General features: G+C 52.4%; 23 protein-coding genes. 11 read left to right on the top strand and 12 right to left on the bottom strand.

Translation table 11 applies throughout. The annotated features are described in order from the left end of the window. The first annotated feature begins 74 nt into the window (after positions 1-74). Positions 75-1,394, top strand: coding sequence for a DUF445 domain-containing protein (locus tag CKV66_RS05520; protein WP_085363155.1), 1,320 nt, complete (start codon positions 75-77; stop codon positions 1,392-1,394). A 221-nt stretch (positions 1,395-1,615) separates the two neighbouring features. Here the strand turns inward: CKV66_RS05520 and murI are convergent, their stop codons facing one another. Beyond that, complete coding sequence (gene murI, locus CKV66_RS05510) at positions 1,616-2,425, bottom strand: glutamate racemase (protein WP_085363279.1); 810 nt, start codon at positions 2,423-2,425, stop codon at positions 1,616-1,618. A 417-nt stretch (positions 2,426-2,842) separates the two neighbouring features. On the opposite strand from murI, the gene tsaE reads away from it, so the two are divergent. Both tsaE and CKV66_RS05500 read left to right on the top strand, forming a co-directional pair. Continuing rightward, positions 2,843-3,313, top strand: a complete 471-nt coding sequence (gene tsaE / locus CKV66_RS05505) for a tRNA (adenosine(37)-N6)-threonylcarbamoyltransferase complex ATPase subunit type 1 TsaE (protein ID WP_095197907.1) — start codon at positions 2,843-2,845, stop codon at positions 3,311-3,313. Then, a complete protein-coding gene (locus CKV66_RS05500; protein WP_085363152.1) occupies positions 3,301-4,596 on the top strand; it encodes an N-acetylmuramoyl-L-alanine amidase in 1,296 nt (431 codons plus the stop codon). The genes tsaE and CKV66_RS05500 overlap by 13 nt, the downstream gene beginning before the upstream one ends. 68 nt (positions 4,597-4,664) lie before the next feature. Here CKV66_RS05500 and trhA read toward each other — a convergent pair whose 3' ends face one another. The 4 genes from trhA to CKV66_RS05480 form a co-directional block, all read right to left on the bottom strand. Further along, on the bottom strand, positions 4,665-5,291 hold the full coding sequence (gene trhA / locus CKV66_RS05495) for a PAQR family membrane homeostasis protein TrhA (protein WP_085363151.1): 627 nt from the start codon (positions 5,289-5,291) through the stop codon (positions 4,665-4,667). A gap of 230 nt (positions 5,292-5,521) precedes the next feature. Beyond that, a complete protein-coding gene (gene mscL, locus CKV66_RS05490) occupies positions 5,522-5,962 on the bottom strand; it encodes a large conductance mechanosensitive channel protein MscL (protein ID WP_085363150.1) in 441 nt (146 codons plus the stop codon). Positions 5,963-6,278: 316 nt separating this feature from the next. After that, a complete protein-coding gene (locus CKV66_RS05485; protein WP_085363149.1) occupies positions 6,279-6,773 on the bottom strand; it encodes a disulfide bond formation protein B in 495 nt (164 codons plus the stop codon). A 199-nt stretch (positions 6,774-6,972) separates the two neighbouring features. After that, positions 6,973-7,845, bottom strand: coding sequence for a prephenate dehydrogenase (locus CKV66_RS05480; protein ID WP_085363148.1), 873 nt, complete (start codon positions 7,843-7,845; stop codon positions 6,973-6,975). A gap of 288 nt (positions 7,846-8,133) precedes the next feature. Between CKV66_RS05480 and CKV66_RS05475 the strand changes: the two genes are divergently transcribed. After that, the gene (locus CKV66_RS05475; RefSeq protein ID WP_143773792.1) at positions 8,134-9,924 is read left to right on the top strand and encodes a transferrin-binding protein-like solute binding protein; all 1,791 of its coding nucleotides are present in this window, start codon (positions 8,134-8,136) and stop codon (positions 9,922-9,924) included. Positions 9,925-10,167: 243 nt separating this feature from the next. Here the strand turns inward: CKV66_RS05475 and prpF are convergent, their stop codons facing one another. Then, positions 10,168-11,349 carry a 2-methylaconitate cis-trans isomerase PrpF gene (gene prpF, locus CKV66_RS05470; protein WP_085363146.1) on the bottom strand — a complete coding sequence of 394 codons (1,182 nt, stop codon included), beginning with the start codon at positions 11,347-11,349 and terminating at the stop codon, positions 10,168-10,170. A gap of 376 nt (positions 11,350-11,725) precedes the next feature. Between prpF and CKV66_RS05465 the strand changes: the two genes are divergently transcribed. Next, positions 11,726-12,286: a hypothetical protein gene (locus CKV66_RS05465; RefSeq protein ID WP_085363145.1), complete on the top strand. Its 561-nt coding sequence runs from the start codon at positions 11,726-11,728 to the stop codon at positions 12,284-12,286. 93 nt (positions 12,287-12,379) lie between these two features. Here CKV66_RS05465 and folE2 read toward each other — a convergent pair whose 3' ends face one another. Then, positions 12,380-13,153 carry a GTP cyclohydrolase FolE2 gene (gene folE2, locus CKV66_RS05460; protein WP_085363144.1) on the bottom strand — a complete coding sequence of 258 codons (774 nt, stop codon included), beginning with the start codon at positions 13,151-13,153 and terminating at the stop codon, positions 12,380-12,382. Between the two features lie 287 nt (positions 13,154-13,440). Between folE2 and CKV66_RS05455 the strand changes: the two genes are divergently transcribed. Then, complete coding sequence (locus CKV66_RS05455; RefSeq protein WP_085363143.1) at positions 13,441-14,598, top strand: trans-sulfuration enzyme family protein; 1,158 nt, start codon at positions 13,441-13,443, stop codon at positions 14,596-14,598. Between the two features lie 96 nt (positions 14,599-14,694). Here the strand turns inward: CKV66_RS05455 and CKV66_RS05450 are convergent, their stop codons facing one another. From CKV66_RS05450 to CKV66_RS05435, 4 genes are all read right to left on the bottom strand, one after another. Next, complete coding sequence (locus CKV66_RS05450) at positions 14,695-15,345, bottom strand: ABC transporter ATP-binding protein (RefSeq protein WP_085363278.1); 651 nt, start codon at positions 15,343-15,345, stop codon at positions 14,695-14,697. Next, positions 15,345-16,019, bottom strand: a complete 675-nt coding sequence (gene modB / locus CKV66_RS05445) for a molybdate ABC transporter permease subunit (RefSeq protein WP_085363142.1) — start codon at positions 16,017-16,019, stop codon at positions 15,345-15,347. Before modB ends, CKV66_RS05450 begins: the two co-directional genes overlap by 1 nt. Before the next feature lie 81 nt (positions 16,020-16,100). Further along, positions 16,101-16,850, bottom strand: a complete 750-nt coding sequence (modA, locus tag CKV66_RS05440; protein WP_085363141.1) for a molybdate ABC transporter substrate-binding protein — start codon at positions 16,848-16,850, stop codon at positions 16,101-16,103. 134 nt (positions 16,851-16,984) lie between these two features. Next, complete coding sequence (locus CKV66_RS05435; protein WP_085363140.1) at positions 16,985-17,305, bottom strand: DUF2288 domain-containing protein; 321 nt, start codon at positions 17,303-17,305, stop codon at positions 16,985-16,987. Between the two features lie 305 nt (positions 17,306-17,610). Here CKV66_RS05435 and CKV66_RS05425 point away from each other — a divergent pair, with 305 nt between their 5' ends. From CKV66_RS05425 to CKV66_RS05410, 5 genes are all read left to right on the top strand, one after another. After that, positions 17,611-18,339 carry a metal ABC transporter ATP-binding protein gene (locus CKV66_RS05425; protein WP_054598726.1) on the top strand — a complete coding sequence of 243 codons (729 nt, stop codon included), beginning with the start codon at positions 17,611-17,613 and terminating at the stop codon, positions 18,337-18,339. 40 nt (positions 18,340-18,379) lie between these two features. Continuing rightward, complete coding sequence (locus tag CKV66_RS12755; RefSeq protein ID WP_269457273.1) at positions 18,380-18,511, top strand: hypothetical protein; 132 nt, start codon at positions 18,380-18,382, stop codon at positions 18,509-18,511. A gap of 4 nt (positions 18,512-18,515) precedes the next feature. After that, a complete protein-coding gene (locus CKV66_RS05420; protein ID WP_085363139.1) occupies positions 18,516-19,391 on the top strand; it encodes a metal ABC transporter permease in 876 nt (291 codons plus the stop codon). 99 nt (positions 19,392-19,490) lie between these two features. Then, positions 19,491-20,405 (top strand): metal ABC transporter solute-binding protein, Zn/Mn family, encoded by a 915-nt coding sequence (locus CKV66_RS05415; RefSeq protein ID WP_085363138.1) that lies wholly within the window; start codon positions 19,491-19,493, stop codon positions 20,403-20,405. 196 nt (positions 20,406-20,601) lie between these two features. Further along, positions 20,602-21,468 (top strand): phosphoribosylaminoimidazolesuccinocarboxamide synthase, encoded by an 867-nt coding sequence (locus tag CKV66_RS05410; protein ID WP_085363137.1) that lies wholly within the window; start codon positions 20,602-20,604, stop codon positions 21,466-21,468. A gap of 162 nt (positions 21,469-21,630) precedes the next feature. Here the strand turns inward: CKV66_RS05410 and CKV66_RS05405 are convergent, their stop codons facing one another. Beyond that, the gene (locus CKV66_RS05405) at positions 21,631-22,392 is read right to left on the bottom strand and encodes a DsbC family protein (protein ID WP_085363136.1); all 762 of its coding nucleotides are present in this window, start codon (positions 22,390-22,392) and stop codon (positions 21,631-21,633) included. Between the last annotated feature and the right edge of the window lie 101 nt (positions 22,393-22,493).

Below are 22,493 nucleotides of genomic sequence, written 5' to 3'. Positions count from 1 at the left end.
AGTTAAAACATTTACAGCCATACTCCGCCATCATGGATTTCACACGCGATATAACAAACCACAAGGAAGCCGCCATGCATACTCTGTCTGCCGAAACGAGGGCGCAAGCTGCACGCGCCCGTTTGAAAAAGAGCCGCCGTTGGGCTACGGGTTTGCTGTTGGCGGCAGGTGTGTTGTTTGTGGTTTCCTCGCTGTATGTGCCGCAATATCCCGCTCTCGGCTATGTGAAAGCCTTTGCCGAAGCCGCGATGGTGGGCGCGCTGGCCGACTGGTTTGCGGTGACGGCTTTATTCAGACGGCCTCTCGGCCTGCCCATTCCCCATACTGCCATTTTGCCGCGCAACCAGCACCGCATTGCCGACGAATTGGGCAGGTTTATCGAAAACAACTTTTTACAGAGCAAACCCATCGCCCTGCGCGTGTATCAGGCGGCGCCGAGTGAAAAATTATTGGCACGGCTGGCCGACCAACGCACGCGCGATTATTGGCTGCCGTGGCTGGCGAAGCAGATTCCGCCGCTTTTGGATATTGCCAAGCCCGAACAAGTGTCGCGCTTTTTAAGCCGTTTGCTGGCAGAGCAATACAGCGGCGAGCGCATCGGCAAAACTTTTTCAGACGGCCTCAAAGCCTTAAAAGCCCAAGGCATGCACGAAACGCTGTTTGTCGCCGTACTCAAACAAACACGCCGCTGGCTGCAAGATCCTGAGACCCGCGGGCTGCTCGAACGCAATCTGCGCGAATGGGCGGCACGCATCGAAAGCGACGCACCTACCACTTGGGAAAAACTGAAAGCCTCGCTCAAAGGCACTTTGGTGGACAAAGTGGACGGCTGGGTATCGGAAAAAGCGCTGGATTGGGCCGACGGCTACCTCGCCGCCGCACTCGCCGACCCCGACCACCGCATCCGCGCCGCATTCGATGAGCAATACGACCGCGTTACCGATGCTTTGAGCCGTTCGCGCTTATGGCACAAGCGTTTGGAGCAAGGCAAAATGAAACTGGCCGACTCGCCTGCAGTCCAAGAAATGCTGATGAAAAGCTGGCAAGGGCTGCAAAAATGGGCGGCGGATGATGTGGAAAAATCCGAATCGCTGTGTTTGGTGCAGCTCAACAAACTGCTTGACCACATGCTGTCGCAAGCGCAGAAACATCCGCAGTTTATGCGCCGTGCGGATGTGCGGATTTCGCTGTTGGTACGCGATTTTGTGATGCGCTACAAAGACAAAGCGGCGCTGTTTGTGTCAGATAAAGTCAAAGCTTGGGACAGCACGCAGATGGTGGAAAAACTCGAATTGAGCGTCGGCCGCGATTTGCAGTTTATCCGCATCAACGGCACATTGGTCGGTGGCTTGGTGGGCTTGGTGATTTACAGCGTGTCGAAGTGGCTGTTTTAAGGGTTATTCAAAATAAATCAGGCCGAGACCTTTGCAAAACCCCAATCTGCGGCGCATTTCCGCGTTGTGCGCTGCTCGCTCGTTTGCCTATCTATCTGATATGTCTGCGCTCGCTGCGCTGCTACGCCTTGAACTGCATCCACATCTGAGGGTTTTGCAAAGGTCTCAGGCCGTCTGAAAAAACTTTTCAGACGGCCTGATGCTATTCCGATCAGATTGAATCAACCCAAACTAACCATTTCGATTTGATCCATACTACGCCCCAAAAAGCGTTCGCCGATGGTACGGAAGCGCAAAGGAATATCGCTCACATAAAAACGGTAATCCGGCTGGGCGTTATCGGTGTTCAACAAACCCGCTTCCGTCAAAGCTTTGGCCGTTGCTTCTGCGGTCGTTAGAGCGGAATCAACCAAAGTCACTCCCGGCGCTTCTTCACGCAGCAAGGGCTTGAGCAGGGGATAATGCGTACAGCCCAAAACCAACGTATCGATGTCGTCGGCCAGCAGCGGCTTCAAATATTCGCGCGCCGTCAGACGGGTCACTTCATGGTCGAGCCAACCCTCTTCCACCAGCGGAACCAGCAGCGGGCAGGCTTGCGATTGGACGCGGGCTTCGGGATTGCGGCTGTGTATCGCGCGTGCGTAGGCATTGCTGTTAACGGTTGTGCTGGTGGCGATAATGCCGATATGGTTGTTGCGCGTGGTGCGCAACGCAGCTTCGGCACCTGCCGTAATCACGTCCAAAACAGGCATATTGCCGGCTATAGCGCGCACTTTCTGCCCCGCCACCGCCGCAATCGTATTACAGGCAATCACCAAGGCTTTTACTTCGTGTTGCAGAAGAAAATCAACAATTTGGGCGGTAAACGTTTCAATCGTGGCTCGTGACTTCACGCCGTAGGGAACGCGGGCGGTGTCGCCGAAATACACGATATTTTCCATCGGCAGGCGCTCCATCAGCGCACGCACGTTGGTCAAGCCTCCGACACCTGAATCAAATACCCCGATGGGGCGTTGGTTGGTATTGTTCATCATATTCTATAAGGCCGTCTGAAAAAGAGCTTTAGAGGCTTCGCTAAAAGTTTTAGCCAAGCTCACAACCATTCGCTTTCAGACGGCCTCTTACCATTACTTTAACGATGGTGCGGATTGTACACCTTTTCAAACGACGGGGCACATCGGCAAAACATGCGCCGCATAAAAGCAGAGCAAGCAATTAGGCCGTACAAGATGCCCGCCGTTTTACAATAAAATGCGCGCGGCAGAAACGCATATTAGCCGGCTACGCCTTATTTTCGCCTTCTTTCCATCAAATTATGCTGAAAAGCCTGCCGTTTACGCCGTTTTAATTCAATTTATCGGTTTATAAGGTTCCCAATCCCATTGAATTAACGCATAATTAAACCTTAATCTTAGTTATTCATATTCACATCAAGCGAGATGCCTTTTATGGAGTCGGCAAAAATTACCCGCTTCTTGGCCGATGAAGAAGCCACGCTGAAACTCGGCGAAAGCTGGGCAGCCAGCGTAATGCCGCCGTTGGTGGTTTATCTTCAAGGCAATTTGGGTGCGGGTAAAACCACATTTACCCGCGGCCTGCTGCGCGGCACAGGTTATCAAGGCGCAGTGAAAAGCCCCACATACACCATTGTGGAATCTTACACGCTGCCGCAATCTGCCTCTTTGCACCATTTCGACCTCTACCGCTTTGCCACGCCGGAAGAATGGGAAGATGCGGGTTTGGACGATCTGTTTGCCGACGACTGCATCTGCCTGATCGAATGGCCGCAACAAGGCGGCTCTTTTGTGCCGCCCGCCGATCTCACCGTTACACTCGAAAATCATGAATCAGGCCGCAAGTGCACGCTTGAAGCCCATACCGACAAAGGTAAGAAAAGTTTAGAAACATGGTTAAATTAACACGTCGTCAAATTGTCAGCCGCACCGCTGCGGGTTTGTTGTTTACGCTCACCCCCATCGGAGCATTGGCTAAAGCTGCCGCACCGCAGTTTGTTGCAGTCCGCATCTGGCCTGCCCGCGCTTATACCCGCATCACGCTGGAATCTTCCCAAGCCATCAAATACAAGCACTTCTCGCTGGATAACCCCGCCCGTTTGGTAGTGGATATCGAAGGCGCGACGCTGAACAACGTGCTGCAAAGCATGTCGGCCAAAGTCCAGAAAAACGACCCTTATATCCAAAACATCCGCGTCGGCCAAAACACCGCCACCACCGTGCGCGTGGTGATTGATTTGAAACAGGCCGCCAATCCGCAGGTGTTTACGCTGGCGCCTATTGCCAACTTCCGCAACCGTTTGGTAGTCGATCTGTATCCTTCTGCCGCTACTGCACTGGCCGCTGAAGCCAACGATCCGCTGATGGCGCTCTTGAACGATTATTCACAAGGCAAAATCCGCAGCGACGGCACGGGCACAGGCCACACGCCGCCGGTACGCGACCGCCAACCTGCCATCATCGACACCCCGCCGCCGAGCACTCCGGGTCGCGGCAACCGCCGTCCGATTATCGTGTTAGACCCCGGCCACGGCGGCGAAGACCCCGGCGCCATCAGCAAAGGCGGCTTGCGGGAAAAAGATGTAGTGCTTTCCATTGCACGCGAAACCAAAAAACGCCTTGAAGCAATGGGTTACAAAACCTACATGACCCGCAACGAAGACGTATTCATCCCGCTCGGCGTGCGCGTGGCCAAAGCCCGCCAGTTGAAAGCCGACGTGTTCGTATCGATTCATGCCGACTCATTCACCAGCCCCACTGCACGCGGCACCGGCGTTTACGCTTTGAGCACGCGCGGTGCCACCAGTGCCGCCGCTAAATTTCTGGCGCAAACCCAAAACAGTGCCGACTTAATCGGCGGCGTACAGAAAATGGGCAACCGCAGCGTGGATAATGCCATTTTAGACATGACGCAAACCGTAACCATCAAAGACAGCATGGTGCTCGGCCGCCACGTTTTGAGCGAATTGGGCAAACACAACAAACTGCACAAAGGCCATGTCGATCAGGCCAACTTTGCCGTATTGCGCGCGCCGGACATCCCGTCTATTTTGGTGGAGACGGCTTTCCTGTCGAATCCGACCGAAGAAAAACTTCTGGCCAGCCATTCTTTCCGCCAGAAAAGTGCCGAAGCCATCGCCGGCGGCATTAAAACTTATCTCGGCAAAGCCGTTTTGGCACGCCGATAATATTTCAGACGGCCTGAAGAACTCTTCAGGCCGTCTGAAAATATAAATCTTGCTTGTCTAAATAAGTCTTAAATCACATACCAATACACGCAGATAAATTGCGCCAAACTCCCCCCCAACACAAACAAATGCCAAATGCCGTGGGCGTGTTTGATTTTATGGTCGTTCACAAACCAGTAAATGCCCGCGCTGTACAGCAGCCCTCCCAGCACCAGCCAAAACAAACCCTCCGCTGACAAACTCTTGGTTAGCGGATAAATCGCCACCAAAACCAGCCAGCCCATCAACACATATAAAAACATGGAAAGCCGCCGTTTTTCACTTTTACGGCTGATGGTAAGTTCTTGAATAATCCCGAAAAGCGCCAGCCCCCATGACACGCCGAACAGCGACCAGCCCCACGCACCGTGAAGCGACACCAACGTAAAAGGCGTATAACTGCCCGCAATAAGTAGATAAATGGCGCAATGATCGATTTTCTGCAACACCGCTTTGGCTTTGGGTTGCGAAACGCTGTGGTAAACCGTCGAACCGGCATACAAAATAATCAAGCACAATCCGTAAGCCGCCGCGCTGGTGATTTTGTACACATCCAGCGTTCCCGCCGCTTTAATCAGCATCAACACCAAGCCCGTTACAGCCAGAAAAGCGCCGACCAAATGGCTGTACGCATTAAACCGTTCGCCTACATACATAATTAAGAATCGTTTTTATTTTAGGAAGATACGCAGTTTACTGCATTTCAGACGGCATAGGCAGCCCGAAACGGTTAAATAAACTTAAGGGCTTTAATAATAAAACGAAATAAACGCAAAGAAAGTGCTTATAACCAGCCGCATATTGAAAAACACTTTCTCGGCACCACCAAAACTTCAGGCCGTCTGAAAAACATTTTCAGACGGCCTGAATCACAATCTACGCGCGATTATCTTTTGTTCAGAGAGTCGCGGATTTCACGCAACAGCAAAACTTCTTCAGAAGGTTCGGCCGGAGCTTCTTCAGCAGCAGGCGCTTCGCGTTTCAGTTTGTTGATCATTTTAATTACCACGAAGATAGCGGCAGCAATGATCAGGAAGCTGATAACGGTGTTGATAAACAGACCGATATTCAGAGTAACCGCACCGGCAGCTTGCGCAGCAGCCAAAGTAGGATAACCGCCTTCGGGGACTGCCGCACCGTCTTTCAACGTAATAAACAGGTTTGAAAAGTCCACGCCGCCGATCAAGATACCGATGGGAGGCATGATTACATCATCTACCAAGGATTTAACAATACCGCTGAACGCAGTACCGATAACCATACCGACCGCCAGGTCGATAACGTTACCGCGCATAATAAACTCTTTAAATTCTTTTGCTAAAGACATCTTTTTTCCTTTCCTTAAATATTAAATATAGATGTATGAACTTATTCAAACTACTGTTTGGCGAAAAACCGCGCATACTACTGGATTTATTGTAAAAATATGTATTGCATAGTTATAGTTTGTGTTTTTGATAGAAAATGCCGGGTTTAGTTCCCGTTTAAGACAAAAAAGTGCCGTTTGAAAGAATTTGTAGTTTTTTTACAAAAGAACGAATGAATATTGAAAAGAAAAGGAAAAAGATTTTTGAAACGAAAACGGCTGCACATCCATCCCGAAATCAAACACACGATCGAGTCAGACAATGCAGCCGTTTTGATTAACCCCAGATTCGGCTTCTGCACCAGCCCAGCCACACCAGCAGCAATACGAAACTAAAATACAAAACACTCCATATCGGCAACGGAACGCCCAAAACATAATCGGGAATCGCACAATCGCCGAAACCTCGGATCACAGGTTCGTACCAATCAAACAAAGGCCAATCACGCAGGCGGAAAGTCCACGGCGCACCGCAAGCCGGAGCCGCACCGGGCGGCAGGCTTTGAATATAAATCTGATAGACCGCCACCCCCGCACCGTAAACCGCAGGAATGCTCACCAATAAAGCACTAAAGGTACGCACACCCCTGCCCGTTTGAGCAAAAACAGCACACACCAAAGCCACCACACCCACCGCTATCACGGCCAAACGCTGCAAAATGCACAACACGCAGGGGTTCAACCCCATTACATATTGCGAATAAAAAGAACCGAAAACAGTACACGCGGATAAAAATACAATAAACCACAACGCCTTACGAAACGCGTTCATAACACTCCATTCAATAAATAATCTTCACTGCCCACCGCGAGGCAGCCTATTTCACAAGGTCTCTTTGATAGATGCAACAAGAAAAGTTCAACTTCACAATATCTTTATAGATAGATTGAAGCAGCTTGCGTTCAAGCCTTGCCCGCTACTCTTTAAGGCCGTCTGAATCACTTTTTCAGACGGCCTCATATTCATCAATTTATTGCGATGCCACCCAGTCATCCCGCGCATCTTTAGCCTGCTCAAAATAGCGGTACAAAGCTTTAGCATCTCCGTTTTCCAGCATAGCGGTCAAAGCAGCAAGCTGTTGCTGCTGGCCGTTTAACAAAGCAAGCAAACTGTCTTTATTGGCCATACAGATATCCGCCCAAATCGCAGGATGGCTGGACGCGATACGGGTAAAGTCCCGAAAACCCGAAGCCGCAAAATCCAAATAAGTGCGGCCGTCTGAATGCGTGGCAATCTGATGAACATAGGCATAAGCCAAAAGATGGGGAAGATGGGAAACGGCAGCAAAAACAGCATCATGTTCCGTCGCACTCATCCGAAAAATACGCGCCCCGACCGCCTGCCAAAGCGACTCGACCATCAAGAGGCCATCTGAATCCTCTTCTCCGTGCGGACAAATCACCAGCTTTTTGTTTTGAAACAAGCCAAATTGCGCCGCCAGCGCACCACTGCGGTCCGAACCCGCAATAGGATGCGCAGCAATACAGCGCGCCAATTGTTCGGGAAGATAGCGGCGGAAAGCATCTATCGCCGACTGCTTGGTGCTGCCGACATCCGTAACCCAAGTATGCTTGGGCAATAAAGGCGCCAGCTGGCGGCAAACTTCCGGCAACGTGGCAACCGGCGTCGCAATCACCACCAAATCAGCGTTTTCCAGCGCTTCCGCACAAATGGTGTCAAAAGCCGCATCAATAACCCTGCGCTCCAACGCACGTTCCAAATTGCTGCGGTTAAGATCAACACCCACCACCTTGCCAACCAACCCTTTGTGTTTCAAGTCAAGCACAAAAGAACCGCCTATCAGGCCGACGCCGATAAGCGTAATCTGTTTGAGTTGAACCATAGTTGTCATGTCGGAGATGGAAATGATGGATATTAGAAACGCAAGTTTACCCCAACAGCCTTCCGCTTAACAGGGGATAAAGCATCCGCTTGATTTGCCGACGACATTGATAACGAGCAAAAGTCATATGTTGCAAAATAGAAGTATCCCAAATCATCGGAAGGCATTATTTGTTAATGACATTTGTTTTTAACTCAACATTGATTTACAATTTCTCATATTTGTTATGAACTGTAAGTTCAGACGGCCACTATTAAGCCGTTTTCCATCAATAAACAAGGGGATATTATGTCTAAGAGAATGCCTGTAAAACACATCGCGCTTACTGTACTCTGCTCTGCCGTATTGGCGGCATGTGGAGGCGGCGGCTCACCCGAGACCAAATTGGTCGACAATGCGGTAGCGGCGCGTAAAGTTATCGAGTTAATCGAAGCATTGGATACGGTTGAAAAAATCGATGCTGGAGACGAAGCCAGCATCAAAGCGGCACAAAAAGCCTTTAACAATTTAAGCAACGACCAAAAAGCCTTAGTAAGCAAAACATCCATCGAAAAATTGGAAGCCGCATTGAAAGCCTTGGCAGGATTAAGTGGAAACAGCAGCAACCCTGATGCTCCCCAAACCGACAATGCCAACCCCAATGCCAATAACAACAGCGCAGAAATCAAAGACGATAAAAGCCTGGCACCTTTAAACAAACCGGCTCCCGTACACACTTCTTTCATTTCATCTTCAGGCGCCCAACAGCATAATCCACACCTTCAATTGAGACAAGTTGACGGCAAACCTGCTTTTGTGGACAACCAAATCGGCCTGATCCGCAATTTAGATTTGAAGAAAAACGACACAGTCGTACTGGATGGCGCCGTATTAACCAACTCTGCGGAAGACAACCCTGCCATTCAAGTTAATTATCTGACACCTGAATCATCCATTACTAAATATACTTCTGCCGGTTCGACAAAAGAAAATATTTCTCCCTTGTTTGGTAAGGAACACGGCATATATTCGGAAGTCAAAACTTCATTAGATGATGAGATTAAATCCCAATATGATGAGATGAAAAAAGCTTGGGAAATCATCAAAGATGATAAAGCAGACCCTAAAGCTGTTGCAGAAGCCAAGAAAAAAGTTCAAGAAGCCCTGCCTCTTTATGCTGAAGATTTCGACTACAATGATTTTGTAGAAATTGCCAGAAACCATCAGGAAGCTTTCACCGAAGAAGGCATGAAAGAAATGGTAGATAACATCGATGCCGACCTGTTGAAAAACTACCATTCCGCAGCCAAAATCGCAGAAGCATGGCAGAAAATCCGCAAAGGTGACGAAAAAGGCTGGGAAACACTCAAACAATTTGAGCCTAAATTTACCTCCAAACTTTTATGGCGCGTTGCCCTAGATGCCAACAGCAACAATGCCATCGACGGTATGGAAGGTTCTACACCTAAAACTGCCGACGTTATGCACGGCATCGCCTATGTTCATAAAGACAAAAACAAACTGGCTTTCGACAAAGAGTTTGACGGCGTATATGTCATCAAATTTATCAACGGCGTGCGCGTTACCCTGCATGATCCGGCTGCCGCAGGTTGGACAGAGCAAACTTTCGCACACTATGTTGACCTGAATAACCTGGTTAACCACGGTTATCAAAGCCTCGGCAATGAAACTCCGATTGCTTCGGTTCCGACTGAAGGCACGGCAACTTACAGAGGCTTGACCACATCTTATCTGACCGAAACCGGCAAACCTGCCTGCCAATTGACAGCAAATGTGGTAGCAGTGGCTGATTTTGCGAAAAAAGGTTTGAGCTTCAAAACCACCAACCCCACATTCCATATCTTGGAAAACGGTGTAAGGGTTTCTACTCCGGTTGCCGGTTATGAAATGTCGGGTTCGGCTAGCTGGCAGGCAAACAGCAACAGCTTTAAAGGCCAAGTGGCTACGAAAGAACACGGTTTCAAAGGTAATTTGAACGGTAAATTCTACGGCAGCCAAGTTGATGAAATCGGCGGTACTTACGGTTTATCCAATGCCACCCAGCAGCTGATCGGCGGCTATGGTGCGAAACGCCAATAATTCCTCCACATCATGTAACTTCGCTACATAACCAAATGCCGTCTGAAAATATGTTCAGACGGCATTTTCTTTATCATTAACGCATGAACGTGGCGCTAAAACCTACAAGGATCACGCATTCTATTCAAGCAAGATATCAATCTGAGGCTTTTTTGATATTTCAAGATTCACTTTATGCTGCATCTGCCAAAGATGCCGTATCTACCAAAGCCTCAGACTGATTCACACCGCTTAATGGCAACCTTAAAAACAATCGCCCGGCACTCTTACCCAACCTTCCATAATCACGCGGGCGCTGCGGCTCATAACGGCTTTGGTTGCCGTCCACTTGCCGCCAACCTGTTCGGCTGCTGCGCCGACGCGTAAAGTGCCGGAAGGGTGGCCGAAGCGTACTTCGTTGCGTTCTCCGCCACCTGCTGCCAAATTGACCAATGTGCCGGGAATGGCGGCTGCGGTCGCGATCGCCACGGAGGCCGTTCCCATCATGGCGTGATGGAGTTTGCCCATGCTCATGGCGCGTACCAATACGTCGATATCGGCTGCGCGAACGGCTTTGCCGCTTGATGAAACATAATCTTTCGGCACAGACACCCAAGCGATTTTTGGGGTGTGTTGACGCGTGGCGGCTTCGGAAAGGTCGTTGATCAAGCCCATTTTCAAGGCGCCGTGTGCGCGGATGGTTTCGAGTTTTTCCAGCGCGGCGGCATCATTGTTCACGTCGTCTTGCAGTTCGGTGCCTGTGTAGCCGATGTCTTTGGCATTGACGAAAATGGTGGGAATACCCGAATTGATAAGCGTGGCTTTCAGACGGCCTATGCCGGGCACCTCCAATTCGTCCACCAAATTGCCTGTGGGGAACATATCGCCTTCGCCGTCGGCAGGGTCGAGAAATTCAATCTGCACTTCGGCTGCGGGAAAGGTTACGCCATCCAGCTCAAAATCGCCGGTTTCCTGCACTTCGCCGTTGCTTACCGGCACATGGGCGACAATGGTTTTGCTGATGTTTTTCTGCCAAATGCGCACGGTGCAGATGCCGTTTGCGGGAATTTTTTCAGCATCAATCAAGCCGTTGGAAATGGCGAACGCGCCCACGGCAGCGGTCAGGTTGCCGCAGTTGCCGCTCCAATCGACAAAAGGTTTGTCGATGGAAACCTGCCCGAACAGGTAATCGACATCATGGTCTGGGCGGGTGCTTTTATCGAGAATCACGGCTTTGCTGGTTGAAGAGCTGGCATTGCCCAAGCCGTCGATTTGTTTGCCGTAGGGATCGGGGCTGCCCAGCACGCGCAAGAGGATTTTGTCGCGTGCCTCCCCTGCTTCTTGAGCGGCGGCGGGTAAGTCGCTGCGTTTAAAAAATACGCCTTTTGAAGTGCCGCCGCGGTAGTAAACGGCGGGTATTTTTATCTGTGCGGGAAAAGCGGTCATGCGGTGGTTCTCCTTTTTCTTGTCTGTTTTTCGTATCTGTATTGAAAGGCGGGCTTATATTCACGGCTTGCTTGCGGTCTGCACTTTCAGACGGCCTCACAGCCTTCTGCTCCGCCGGTTTCGGCATTACACCAAAAAGCCTTCTGCCCTGCAAGGTGCGGTATGCAATCCGGCATGTTTTCTTACTTTTTTAATTTTCAGACGGCATCGGTTTGAATCATGGTTTTACCGGCATACGAAGCGGCGGGGTGATTCATATTATGATTGAATTTATCTATGCACTTGCGCGCCCCGCCGGCGGTTTATTGATTTTCAGACGGCCTCATGTGCTTTTTTCCGCTACAATGCCGTTTTTTTCTTCACACAGTTTCTGCTTATGCTTTATCAATTTGTGCGCGACATGTGGGATGTTTTGCGCTTGCGTTATAAAAACCCCGAAGAATACCGCTACTCTCTGCCTGTGAATCTGGCAGTGCTGCTGCTGATCGGTATCGTCAACGCCGCCGCTTCCGTGCCTTTGCTCGGTAAAAGCACGCCGTTGATTGTGTTTGCGGTTTTGCTGACGGTGCTCAAATGCGTCATCCTCAGCCGTACCATGAGCGCTGCGTTGCGCCATCAAAATGAGACCCGCCAACCGTTTTGGGGATTTGTGTTGGTAACGGAAAGCTTGGCCATTCCTTTATTGCTGCTGTTTTATGTACCTTCTTTGGCTTCCGTCGGCGTGTTTTGGCAGATTTGGATTTTCTGGGTACAGATTATCGGCTTCATGAACATCAGCAAACAAAGAGGCGGCAAAGTGGTTTTGGGTTATCTGATGTACGCTCTGATTACCCTCATCGCCGGCACGTTGCTGATTACGGTGTTTGCACAAGCGGGCTGGCTGGACTTGCAAGAGCTGTCGCAGCAGTTTGAAAACGTGATGAACTCAAACCGCTGATTCCCGGCATCCGTAAAAATACAAACAGGCCGTCTGAATTTTCAGACGGCCTGTTTACCTATCAAGATGACTTAGCCAAAAGCTCAAGCTGCTTTACGGATAAGCAATATAAGCATAAGCCGAGTGGTTGTGGATAGACTCGAAGTTTTCACTTTCCACCACAAAACCGCACACGCGGCCGTCGGCGATCAGGCGGGTGGCGACATCGCGCACCATATCTTCCACAAATTTCGGGTTTTCATACGCCTGCTCGGTAACATATTTCTCGTCGGGGCGTTTGAGCAAACCGTAAAGCTGACAGGAAGCCTGCGATTCCACGCAGTCGATTACCTCTTCGATGCCGACTTCGCTGCTGCACGTGAGCGTTACCGTAACGTGCGAGCGTTGGTTGTGCGCGCCGTATTGGGAAATTTCTTTAGAACACGGGCAAAGGCTGGTTACCGGCACCAGCACTTTCAAAGTATGGCTGTATTCGCCGTCTTTCACTTCGCCGGTGAGCGTTACATCATAATCGAGCAGCGATTGGATGCCGGAAATCGGCGCGGTTTTTTTACGGAAAAAAGGAAACGACACGCTGATTTTGCCCGAATGCGAATCCAACAGCGACACCATTTCTTCAACCAGCTGCTTCAAACGCCCGAAGCTCAAAGCCTCGGTTTGACGCTCCATCAACGCCACAAAGCGCGACATATGCGTGCCTTTTTGGTCGGCCGGCAGATAGACCGTCATGGTCAAGCGGGCAACGGTGGCCTGCGTACCTTCGGCGGTGTTGAGTGTGATGGGGAAACGTAAGTCTTTGATGCCGACCTGATTGATCGGCAGATTGCGTAAATCTCGGGTGGACTGCACGTCTGCAATAGCGTTCATGCTGTTAAATTCCTTAAAATCTAATCGGGCTGGGAAGCCCTATGTGTGTGCTGCGGCTCAAAATACAAGTCCGCTACTTTTATAAAATATATCTGCTTCAAACAGGCCGTCTGAAAACAGCCTTCAGACGGCCTGCAAATACTTTTGCCGAATGCCGCCGTCTGCTGCAAATGCGAGATTATATCACTTAGCCCCCTGCCGGGCATTGATTGTTTCTATTTTTCGGATAGTGATAAAATTCCCCATCTTTTTATCTGCTTACCCAACACCATCCGAAAGAGCCAACCATGAAATTCGCCACCGAAGCCATCCACAGCAGCTACGATCCCGACGACCACAACCGCGCGATTATGCCGCCGATTTATCAAAACAGTATGTTTCAGATGAAAGAAATCGGCGAACACATCCCCTTCCGCTATGCCCGCTTGAGCAACCCCACCCGCGAAGTGCTGGAAAACACCGTGGCCGCGCTGGAGCACGGTGCGGCGGGCTTTGCGTTCGGCAGCGGCATGGCCGGCATCGACTGCGTGTACCGCACTTTTCTGCGCCCGGGCGACACCATCGTGGCCGTCAGCGATATTTACGGCGGCAGCTACGACCTGCTGACGGAAGTGTATGCACAATGGGGCGTGAACGTCGTGTTTGCAGACTTGTCCGACCCCGCTAACCTCGACCGCGCGCTGGCCGAACACGCCAACGTCAAAATGGTATGGCTGGAAACCCCGTCCAACCCGCTGCTGCGCTTGGTTGATATTCAAACTCTGGCCGCAAAAGCCAAAGCCGCCAGAGCCTTGGTCGGCATCGACAACACCTTTGCCACACCCTATCTGCAAAATCCGCTCGATATGGGCTGCGACATCGTGTTCCACTCCGCCACCAAATACCTGTGCGGCCACTCCGACGTATTAATGGGTGTGGTGGTCGTTAAAACCGAAGAATTGGCGCGGCCGATGCGTAAAACCATGGTCAACACCGGCGGTGTGGCGGGGCCGATGGATTGCGCGCTGGTGCTGCGCGGCATCAAAACGCTGGCACTGCGTATGCGCCAACATTGCGAAAACGCTTTGGAACTGGCCAAACGGCTGGAACAGCACCCCGCCGTAGACAAAGTGTTTTACCCCGGCCTGCCCTCCCACGAACATCACGAACTGGCGAAAAAGCAGATGCGCGGCTTCGGCGGCGTGGTTACGGTTTGGCTGAAAAACGACAGCAAAGAAGCCGCCAACAGCGTGATTAAAAACATGAAACTGGTTCAGATGGCCTCCAGCCTCGGCGGCGTGGAAAGCCTGGTAAACCACTGCTATTCGCAATCACACAGCGGCGTGCCGCACGACATCAAAACCGCCGCCGGCATCAAAATCGGCTTGTTGCGCTTCTCCGTGGGTGTAGAAGATATCGACGATATTTGGGCAGACATCTCCGCCGCGTTGGATACCACGGTTTAATGGCCTGCCGACCTGTATAAAACTTCTCATGTATGCATAAAGATTGAGGCCGTCTGAAACTGGCATGGTGGTTCAAACAAAGCCTAAACCCAAGCCCTATTCCTTCGCCAAACGGCCATTCTCCATACGCCAAATTTCATCGGCGAGGCTGTCGGCATCGGCTTGGTCGTGGGTAATCAAAATCATGGGGACGCCGCTTTTTTGCTGCAATTGCAGCAGTTCGGCGCGGGTGTGCCGGCGCAAATCGGTGTCGAGCGCGGAAAAGGGTTCGTCGAGCAGCAGCAGTTTGGGGCGGGTAATCAAGGTGCGTGCCAATGCGGTGCGCTGTTTTTGGCCGCCTGAAATATGGTACGGATAATGATAGGCAACGGCTTCGAGCTGCAACAGTTCCAGCCAATACTGCACGTTTTCAGACGGCCTTTTCGGCGGATTGAACCATCCCCGCTTCAAACCGAACGCGATGTTTTGCGCCACCGTCAGATGCGGAAACAGTGCGTAATCCTGAAACATCAGCCCTGCCCTACGTTCGCACGCGGGCACGTAAAGAAGGCGGTTGTCGAACCACGTTTCGCCGTTTACCCTGATATGGCCTGCATCGGGCTTAAGCAAACCGGCAATCATTTGAAGGGTAAGGCTTTTTCCCGAACCCGACGCGCCGATTAACACCAGCTTTTGTGCATCCGATTGCAAGCGCACGTCCAAGTCAAACGACGGTAGTTTTTTGCGGATTTCGATGTCAAACAGCATCATTTCCTCCCGTCGTGCGCGCGGGCGAGATGGCCGACACTCAGCAAAATCACGATGCACACTGCCGAAATCAAAACCACCAAGCTGTTTGCCAGCGCATCGTCTCCGGCCTGAACGGCTTCATACACGGCAATCGACAGCGTTTGCGTTTGGCCGGGAATGCTGCCCGCAATCATCAGCGTGGCACCGAATTCGCCCAAAGCGCGGGCAAACGCCAGCAGAACGCCGGCGAGAATGCCGCGCCACGCCAAAGGCAGGCTCACACGGAAAAACACGGCGGCGCCATGCAAACCCGAAATCCGCGCGGCCTGCTCAAGCTGCGGGTTCACGCTTTCAAACGCCGCCCGCGCGGGCTTGAACACCAAAGGAAACGTAACCACGGTAGCGGCAATCACCGCCCCCTGCCAAGTGAAAATCAGGTTGATGTTGAACGTGTCTTTCAGCCAGCCGCCCAACGCGCTGTTGCGCCCCAGCAGCACCAGCAGGTAATAGCCCAGCACGGTGGGCGGCATCACCATCGGCAGAGTCAGTACGCTGTCGAGCAGGTTGCGCCCGATAAAACGGCTGTGCGCCAAAGCATAGCCTGCGGCGGTGCCGAAGACGATGTTCAGCAAAGTGGCCAGCCCGGCTACTTTCAGAGACAGCAGTAAGGTAACGGATACGGCTTCAGACATGGTGGGCGGAGTATTTGAACAGAGGTATCACAATATCGAGGCCGTCTGAACAATGTTTCAGACGGCCTCGCTAGACGTATTTTAAGGTTTCTGAAAACCGTAGCGGTTCAACACCGCTTGGCCCTGCGCCGACAGCACATATTGCACAAAGCGTTTGGCTTCGGCCTGTGCCGCGCTTTGTTTGGTAACGGCAATCGGATAAGACACGGGCTTGTCGGTGGGCACTTGTTTCAAGACTTTTACTTTGTCTTTCATCAACGCCGCATCGGTGTTGTACACAAAACCGGCATCCACTTCGCCGCGCGCCACATAATCGAGCGACTGGCGCACATGCTGGGTGTTGATAATCTTAGGTTGCAGCGTTTGCCACACGCCCGCCTTTTCCAATGCGGCTTTGGCATACCGCCCTACCGGCACGCTGGCGGGATTGCTCACGGCAATGCGCTCGAAGCGGCTGTGTGTCAAATCTTTCAGGCTGTTCACGCTTGATTTTCCGGCAACAGGCGCGGCAATCACCAACGCATTTTTGGCGAAATTGCGGCGGGTTTTCTCATCAATCACGCCTTGCGCGGCGGCCTTATCCATCGTTTCCTGATCGGCAAAGGCCAACACGTCCACCGGTGCGCCCTGCAACACCTGCTGGAGCAGCGTGCCCGAACCGGCGGTGTTGAGCTTGATTTTGCTGTGCGGATACTGTTTTTCGTATTGCGCGGCAATGTCTTTAAACGCATTGCTCAGGCTGGCGGCGGCGGAAACGGTGATTTCTTCGGCCGCTGCAAAAGGCGAAGCGGCAACCAACACGGCGGCCGTCAGGCAGCTAAACGGTTTCATCGGGCTTTTCTCACTTTTAGATAATCATGCGGTTATTGTTGTGCGCCTTAGGGCATGTTCGTGCCGCGCGGATTCATTCCGCAGGCATGGGCATTATAGGGCATCTGCGGCGGGCGGGATTTAATCCGCCGGTATTAGTTCTTTCGGCCGGCCGGTTTGCCGTCGGCACAAGGCTGCACCAACACCCACGGTGCCACCACAACTGCCCACATTTGCTGATTGTCGGCAAGAAAACGGCGCGCCTGTTCTTCGCTAACCAAACCGAACAGGCCGTTTTGCATCAATTTGCCTAATCCTTCGGCATTATCGTCGGCCATCATGCGGGCGGTTTCGATGAGGTCGAGTTCGGCACTCACATACACCGCCGCGCCGCGTGCAAAATGGGTTTGGAGTTCATGCCACGAAATACGGGCGGTTTCGAGATTGAGTTTGTCGTTGAGCAGATGGTCGGACACGGCAGATTTCCATTAAACGTCAAAAGCCGTATTGTAGCCGATGGCCAGCCGTGCGCGCACGCCGCCCCGCCTTTTTGAAACGGCTTTGCGCATCTTACTGTTTTACAATAATAATGTTATACAGTATCATGCAACGTTTTTCAGTTTTTCAGACGGCCTCCCGCTTTTTTTGAAGTTTAAGGCCGTCTGAACCGTTTGGCACAATACATGAATTCGATTTTACTGACCGGCCTCTTTCAGCGCCTGCTGCTTGCCCTTGCCGCACTGACGCTGCTGTGGGGCGTTTATTTTTGGGCGACGGCAACATGAGTATCACGCTAGAAAACCTTACCGTCAGCTACCGCCGCCGCCCTGCGGTACACCATCTGAATGCCGAATTTGCCGAAGGCTGCATGTGCGCCGTTTTCGGCCCCAACGGTGCGGGCAAATCCACGCTGCTCAAAGCCGTGATGGGTCTGCTCAAAACCGACACCGGCTCGGTGCATACGCACGGTTTGGAGAGAAAAGACATCGCCTATCTGCCGCAGCAGTCCGACGTTGACCGCAGCCAGCCCATCAGTGTGTTCGAGCTCACGGCTATGGGGCTTTGGTATGAAATCGGCTTTTTCGGGCGCGTGAACGCACAGCAGCGCGAGCGGGTGATGCAGGCTTTGGAACGTGTGGATATGGCCGATTTCGCCCACCGCCAGATTGCCCACCTTTCCAACGGCCAGTTTCAGCGCGTATTGTTTGCGCGCATGTTGGCGCAGAACGCCAAATTCCTGCTGCTCGACGAACCGTTCAACGCCGTGGACGCACGCACTACTTACGCCCTGCTCGACGTTTTGCGCGGCTGCCACCGCGAAGGCCAGTCGATTGTGGCGGTGCTGCACGATTATGAACAAGTGCGGGCGTATTTTCCTCAAACCCTGTTGGTTGCCCGCCGCAAAATCGCCCAAGGCGCAACCGAAACGGTGCTTACCGACACTTATCTGCAAGAAGCCAACGCCGCCATGCAGCGGCACGAATCGGAAGAATGGTGCGAAACCGTCTGATTTTCAGGGCGTGCCGTCAGCAAGCTTGACGGCAACACGCTTGAAAATGCCTTTATCTGCCAAAACCGGCATTGCCGCCCCGCTACCGATTGCCCATTGTTACAGGCCGTCTGAAAAAACGCCCTGCCCTGTTTATCTGCCGTTTGAACCTTTTCAGACGGCCTGCAAGTAATCTCATGAATATTTACGAATTATTAATCGAACCCTTTGCCGAATTCGACTTTATGCGCTATGCGCTGGCTTCGATTGTGTGCCTTGCCTTGAGCGCGGCACCCGTCGGCGTGTTTTTGGTGATGCGCCGCATGAGCCTGATCGGCGACGCCCTCAGCCACGCGGTTTTGCCCGGTGCGGCAATCGGCTATATGCTGGCCGGCCTGAGCATGCCCGCCATGAGTGCGGGCGGGTTTGCCGCCGGTATGCTGATGGCGCTGCTGGCGGGATTGGTAAGCCGCTTTACCAGCTTGAAAGAAGACGCCAACTTCGCCGCGTTTTACCTCAGCAGCTTGGCCATCGGTGTGATACTGGTCAGCAAAAACGGCAGCAGCGTCGATTTGCTGCACCTGCTGTTCGGCTCCGTGCTGGCCGTGGATTTGCCCGCGCTGCAACTGATTGCCGTGTCGGCAAGCATAACCATTACCACCTTGGCCGTGATTTACCGCCCGTTGGTACTGGAAAGCATCGACCCGCTGTTTTTACAGGCCGTTAACGGCAAAGGCGGGCTGTGGCACATTCTGTTTTTGGTGCTGGTGGTGATGAACTTGGTAGCCGGTTTTCAGGCATTGGGCACGTTGATGTCGGTGGGGTTGATGATGCTGCCGGCGATTTCCGCCCGCCTGTGGGCGAAAAACATGGGCATGCTGCTGTTGCTGTCGGTGCTGACCGCGCTGGCCTGCGGCTTGGGCGGCCTGCTGTTTTCTTACCATGTCGAAATCCCCTCCGGCCCTGCCATCATTTTATGGTGCGGTGCGTTTTACCTGTTTTCGGTAATATTCGGCTGGGAAGGCGGCATCCTGCCCAAATGGCTGCGCCACAAAAAACACCTCCGCGCTTAAGCATCGGAACTTTTCAGACGGCCTCTTTTCCAAATATCCGGCCGTCTTAAAAAATTTTTCACCTCATTAGAATTGTTACGTTATATCAAAGGAATCGATATGAAACATTGGAAAACCGGCATCATTGCCGCCCTCGTCTCCGGCAGCCTCTACGCCGCCCCCATGCCCGTTGTGACCAGCTTCAGCATTTTGGGCGACGTAACCAAACAAGTCGGCGGCGAACGCGTGAGCGTGCAAAACTTAGTGGGTGCCAACCAAGATTCACACGCCTACCACATGACCAGCAGCGACATCAAAAAAATCCGAGAAGCCAAATTGGTGCTGCTCAACGGCCTCGGCTTGGAAGGCGGCGACGTGCAACGTGCCGTGAAACAAAGCAAAGTGCCCTACGCCGAAGCCACCGCAGGCATCAAACCCCTTAAAGCCCCCGAAGGCGGCCACCATCACGGCCACGACCACAACCATGATCACGGCCACCACCATCACGACCACGGCGAATTCGACCCGCACGTCTGGACCGACCCCGTGCTGATGCAGACCTACGCCCAAAACGTCGCCAACGCCCTGATCAAAGCCGACCCGCAAGGCAAAGCCTACTACCAGCAGCGTTTGAACGCCTATCAAAACGAGCTGAAAAAACTCCACGCCGACGCGCAAAAATCGTTCGCCGCCATTCCGCAGGCGCAACGCAAAGTGCTGACCGGCCACGACGCTTTTGCCTATATGGGCAAACGCTACAACATCCGCTTTACCGCACCGCAAGGCGTGAGTACTGCCGCCGAGCCGTCTGCCAAACAAGTGGCTTCCATCATCCGCCAAATCAAACGCGAAGGCATCAAGGCCGTGTTTGCCGAAAACATCAAAGATGCCCGCATGGTTGAGCGCATTGCCAAAGAAACCGGCGTGAAAGTGAGCGGCAGGCTCTACTCCGACGCGCTGGGCAACGCGCCTGCCAACACCTACATCGGCATGTACCGCTACAACGTGCGCGTATTAACCGACGCCATGAAATAAAGCGTTTCCTTAAACAAAAACCGATACGAGGCCGTCTGAAAACCAGCAAAGTTGGTTTTCAGACGGCCTTCAAACATCATAAAACCGCTCTGCAACAGCTGCGGCAATCAGCCCGAATTGCTAACAATCCGCCCCTTTCGGCAGCAATTTGAGCTAAAATACCGTTCCCCAAAATTGACGACTCCAAGGAACGACCATGTCTGCCATCAGCCTAAAAAAAATCTATTCCGGCAAAGTACGCGATCTTTACGAAATCGACGACAAACGCATGCTTATGGTCGCCTCCGACCGCCTCTCCGCCTTCGACGTCATCCTCGACGACCCCATTCCCGGCAAAGGCGAAATCCTTACCCGCATTTCCAATTTCTGGTTCAACAAACTCGCCCACATCATGCCCAACCACTTCACCGGCGAGAGCGTGCACGACGTATTGCCCGAAGCCGAAGCCAAAAAACTGGAAAAACGCGCCGTCGTCGCCAAAAAACTCACGCCGGTGAAAGTCGAAGCCATCGTGCGCGGCTATCTGGCCGGCAGCGGCTGGAAGGATTATCAGAAAACCGGCACGGTATGCGGCATCAAACTGCCCGAAGGTCTGCAAGAAGCCCAACAGTTGCCCGAAGTGATTTTTACCCCGTCCACCAAAGCCGCCGTCGGCGACCACGACGAAAACATCAGCTTTGAAGAATGCGAAAACATCATCGGCAAAGAACTCGCCGCCGAAGTGCGCAGCAAAGCCATTCGGCTTTACACCGAAGCCGCCGAATACGCCAAAACCTGCGGCATTATTATTTGCGACACCAAATTCGAGTTCGGCTTGGATGAAAACGGCACACTCACTCTGATGGACGAAGTGCTGACACCCGATTCCAGCCGCTTCTGGCCTGCCGACCAATACCAAGTCGGCACCAACCCGCCCTCTTTCGACAAACAGTTTGTGCGCGACTGGCTGGAGCAAAGCGGCTGGAACAAACAAGCCCCCGCCCCCAAAGTGCCTGCCGACGTAATCGAAAAAACGGTTGCCAAATATCAGGAAGCGTTGGATTTGCTCACGGCGGAAAAGTAAACCGTAACGGCTGCCGATAAAACGTGAGGCCGTCTGAAAAGATTTTTTCAGACGGCCTCACGTTTTTTAAACCGGCAACGGTGCGGTTACGGCTTTATCGTTTCAATCCATTGGTACCGGCCCGGCGCAAACCGCGATATTACCGTCTGCGCCTTATCCGTATTACTGGTTTTGTTTGATGATCTGCTCAAGCTGCGGCATCGGGCTGTAACCGCTTTGGGTTTTGCCGTTGGGGAACACAATCGCCGGCGTGCCGTGAAAACCGAGCTGCTCGCCCAGCGAAGTGGTTTCTTCCACCGGGTTGTCGCACACTTTCACTTGCGGCGGCATTTTGCCTTCGCGCATCCAAGCCGTCCATGCAGCCGTGCGGTTGGGCTGACACCAAATCTGTTCGGCCTTACGCGCCGCATCGGGGTGCAGGCTGGCCAGCGGCATCATAAAGCTGTAAATCGTGATGTCGTTCATTTTGGTAAATTCGCGTTCCAAACGTTTGCAGAACGGGCAATCGGGGTCGGAAAAAACTGCCACTTTGAGTTTGCCGTTACCGCGCACTTCTTTAATCGCTTTGTCGAGCGGCAGGGAAACGAAATCAACTGTATGCAGTGCGGCCATGCGCTCTTCGGTCAAATCGCGGCGCGCTTCCACATCCAGCAGGCTGCCTTGCAGAATGTATTTCGCCTTGCCGTCGGTATAGATAATCTGGTTGCCCGATACCACCACTTCATACAGGCCGTTGATCGGGGTGTTGTTGACGCTTTGTACTTTCAGCTTTTGGGAAGCGTAAGCTTTTTCAAGGTTGGTCTTGATTTCCGAAGCGGCGTTTTGGGGCGCAGGCTCGCTTTTTTCCGCAGCAGAAGGCGTCTGCCCGCAGGCCGCCAGCGGCAGCATAAACGGCAGCATCATATATATCAGCTTTTTTTTCATAGTCTTTCCGTATGTCTTCAAGCGGCCGTCTGAATATTTCAGACGGCCTGTTGGGTGATGGAAGCGGGCATTGTACCAAACTCTCGTTTCAATACCGTTAA

The sequence above is a fragment of the Neisseria zoodegmatis genome, from assembly GCF_900187305.1.
GTDB lineage: Bacteria > Pseudomonadota > Gammaproteobacteria > Burkholderiales > Neisseriaceae > Neisseria > Neisseria zoodegmatis.
This window is presented reverse-complemented; position numbering and strand designations above follow the sequence as displayed.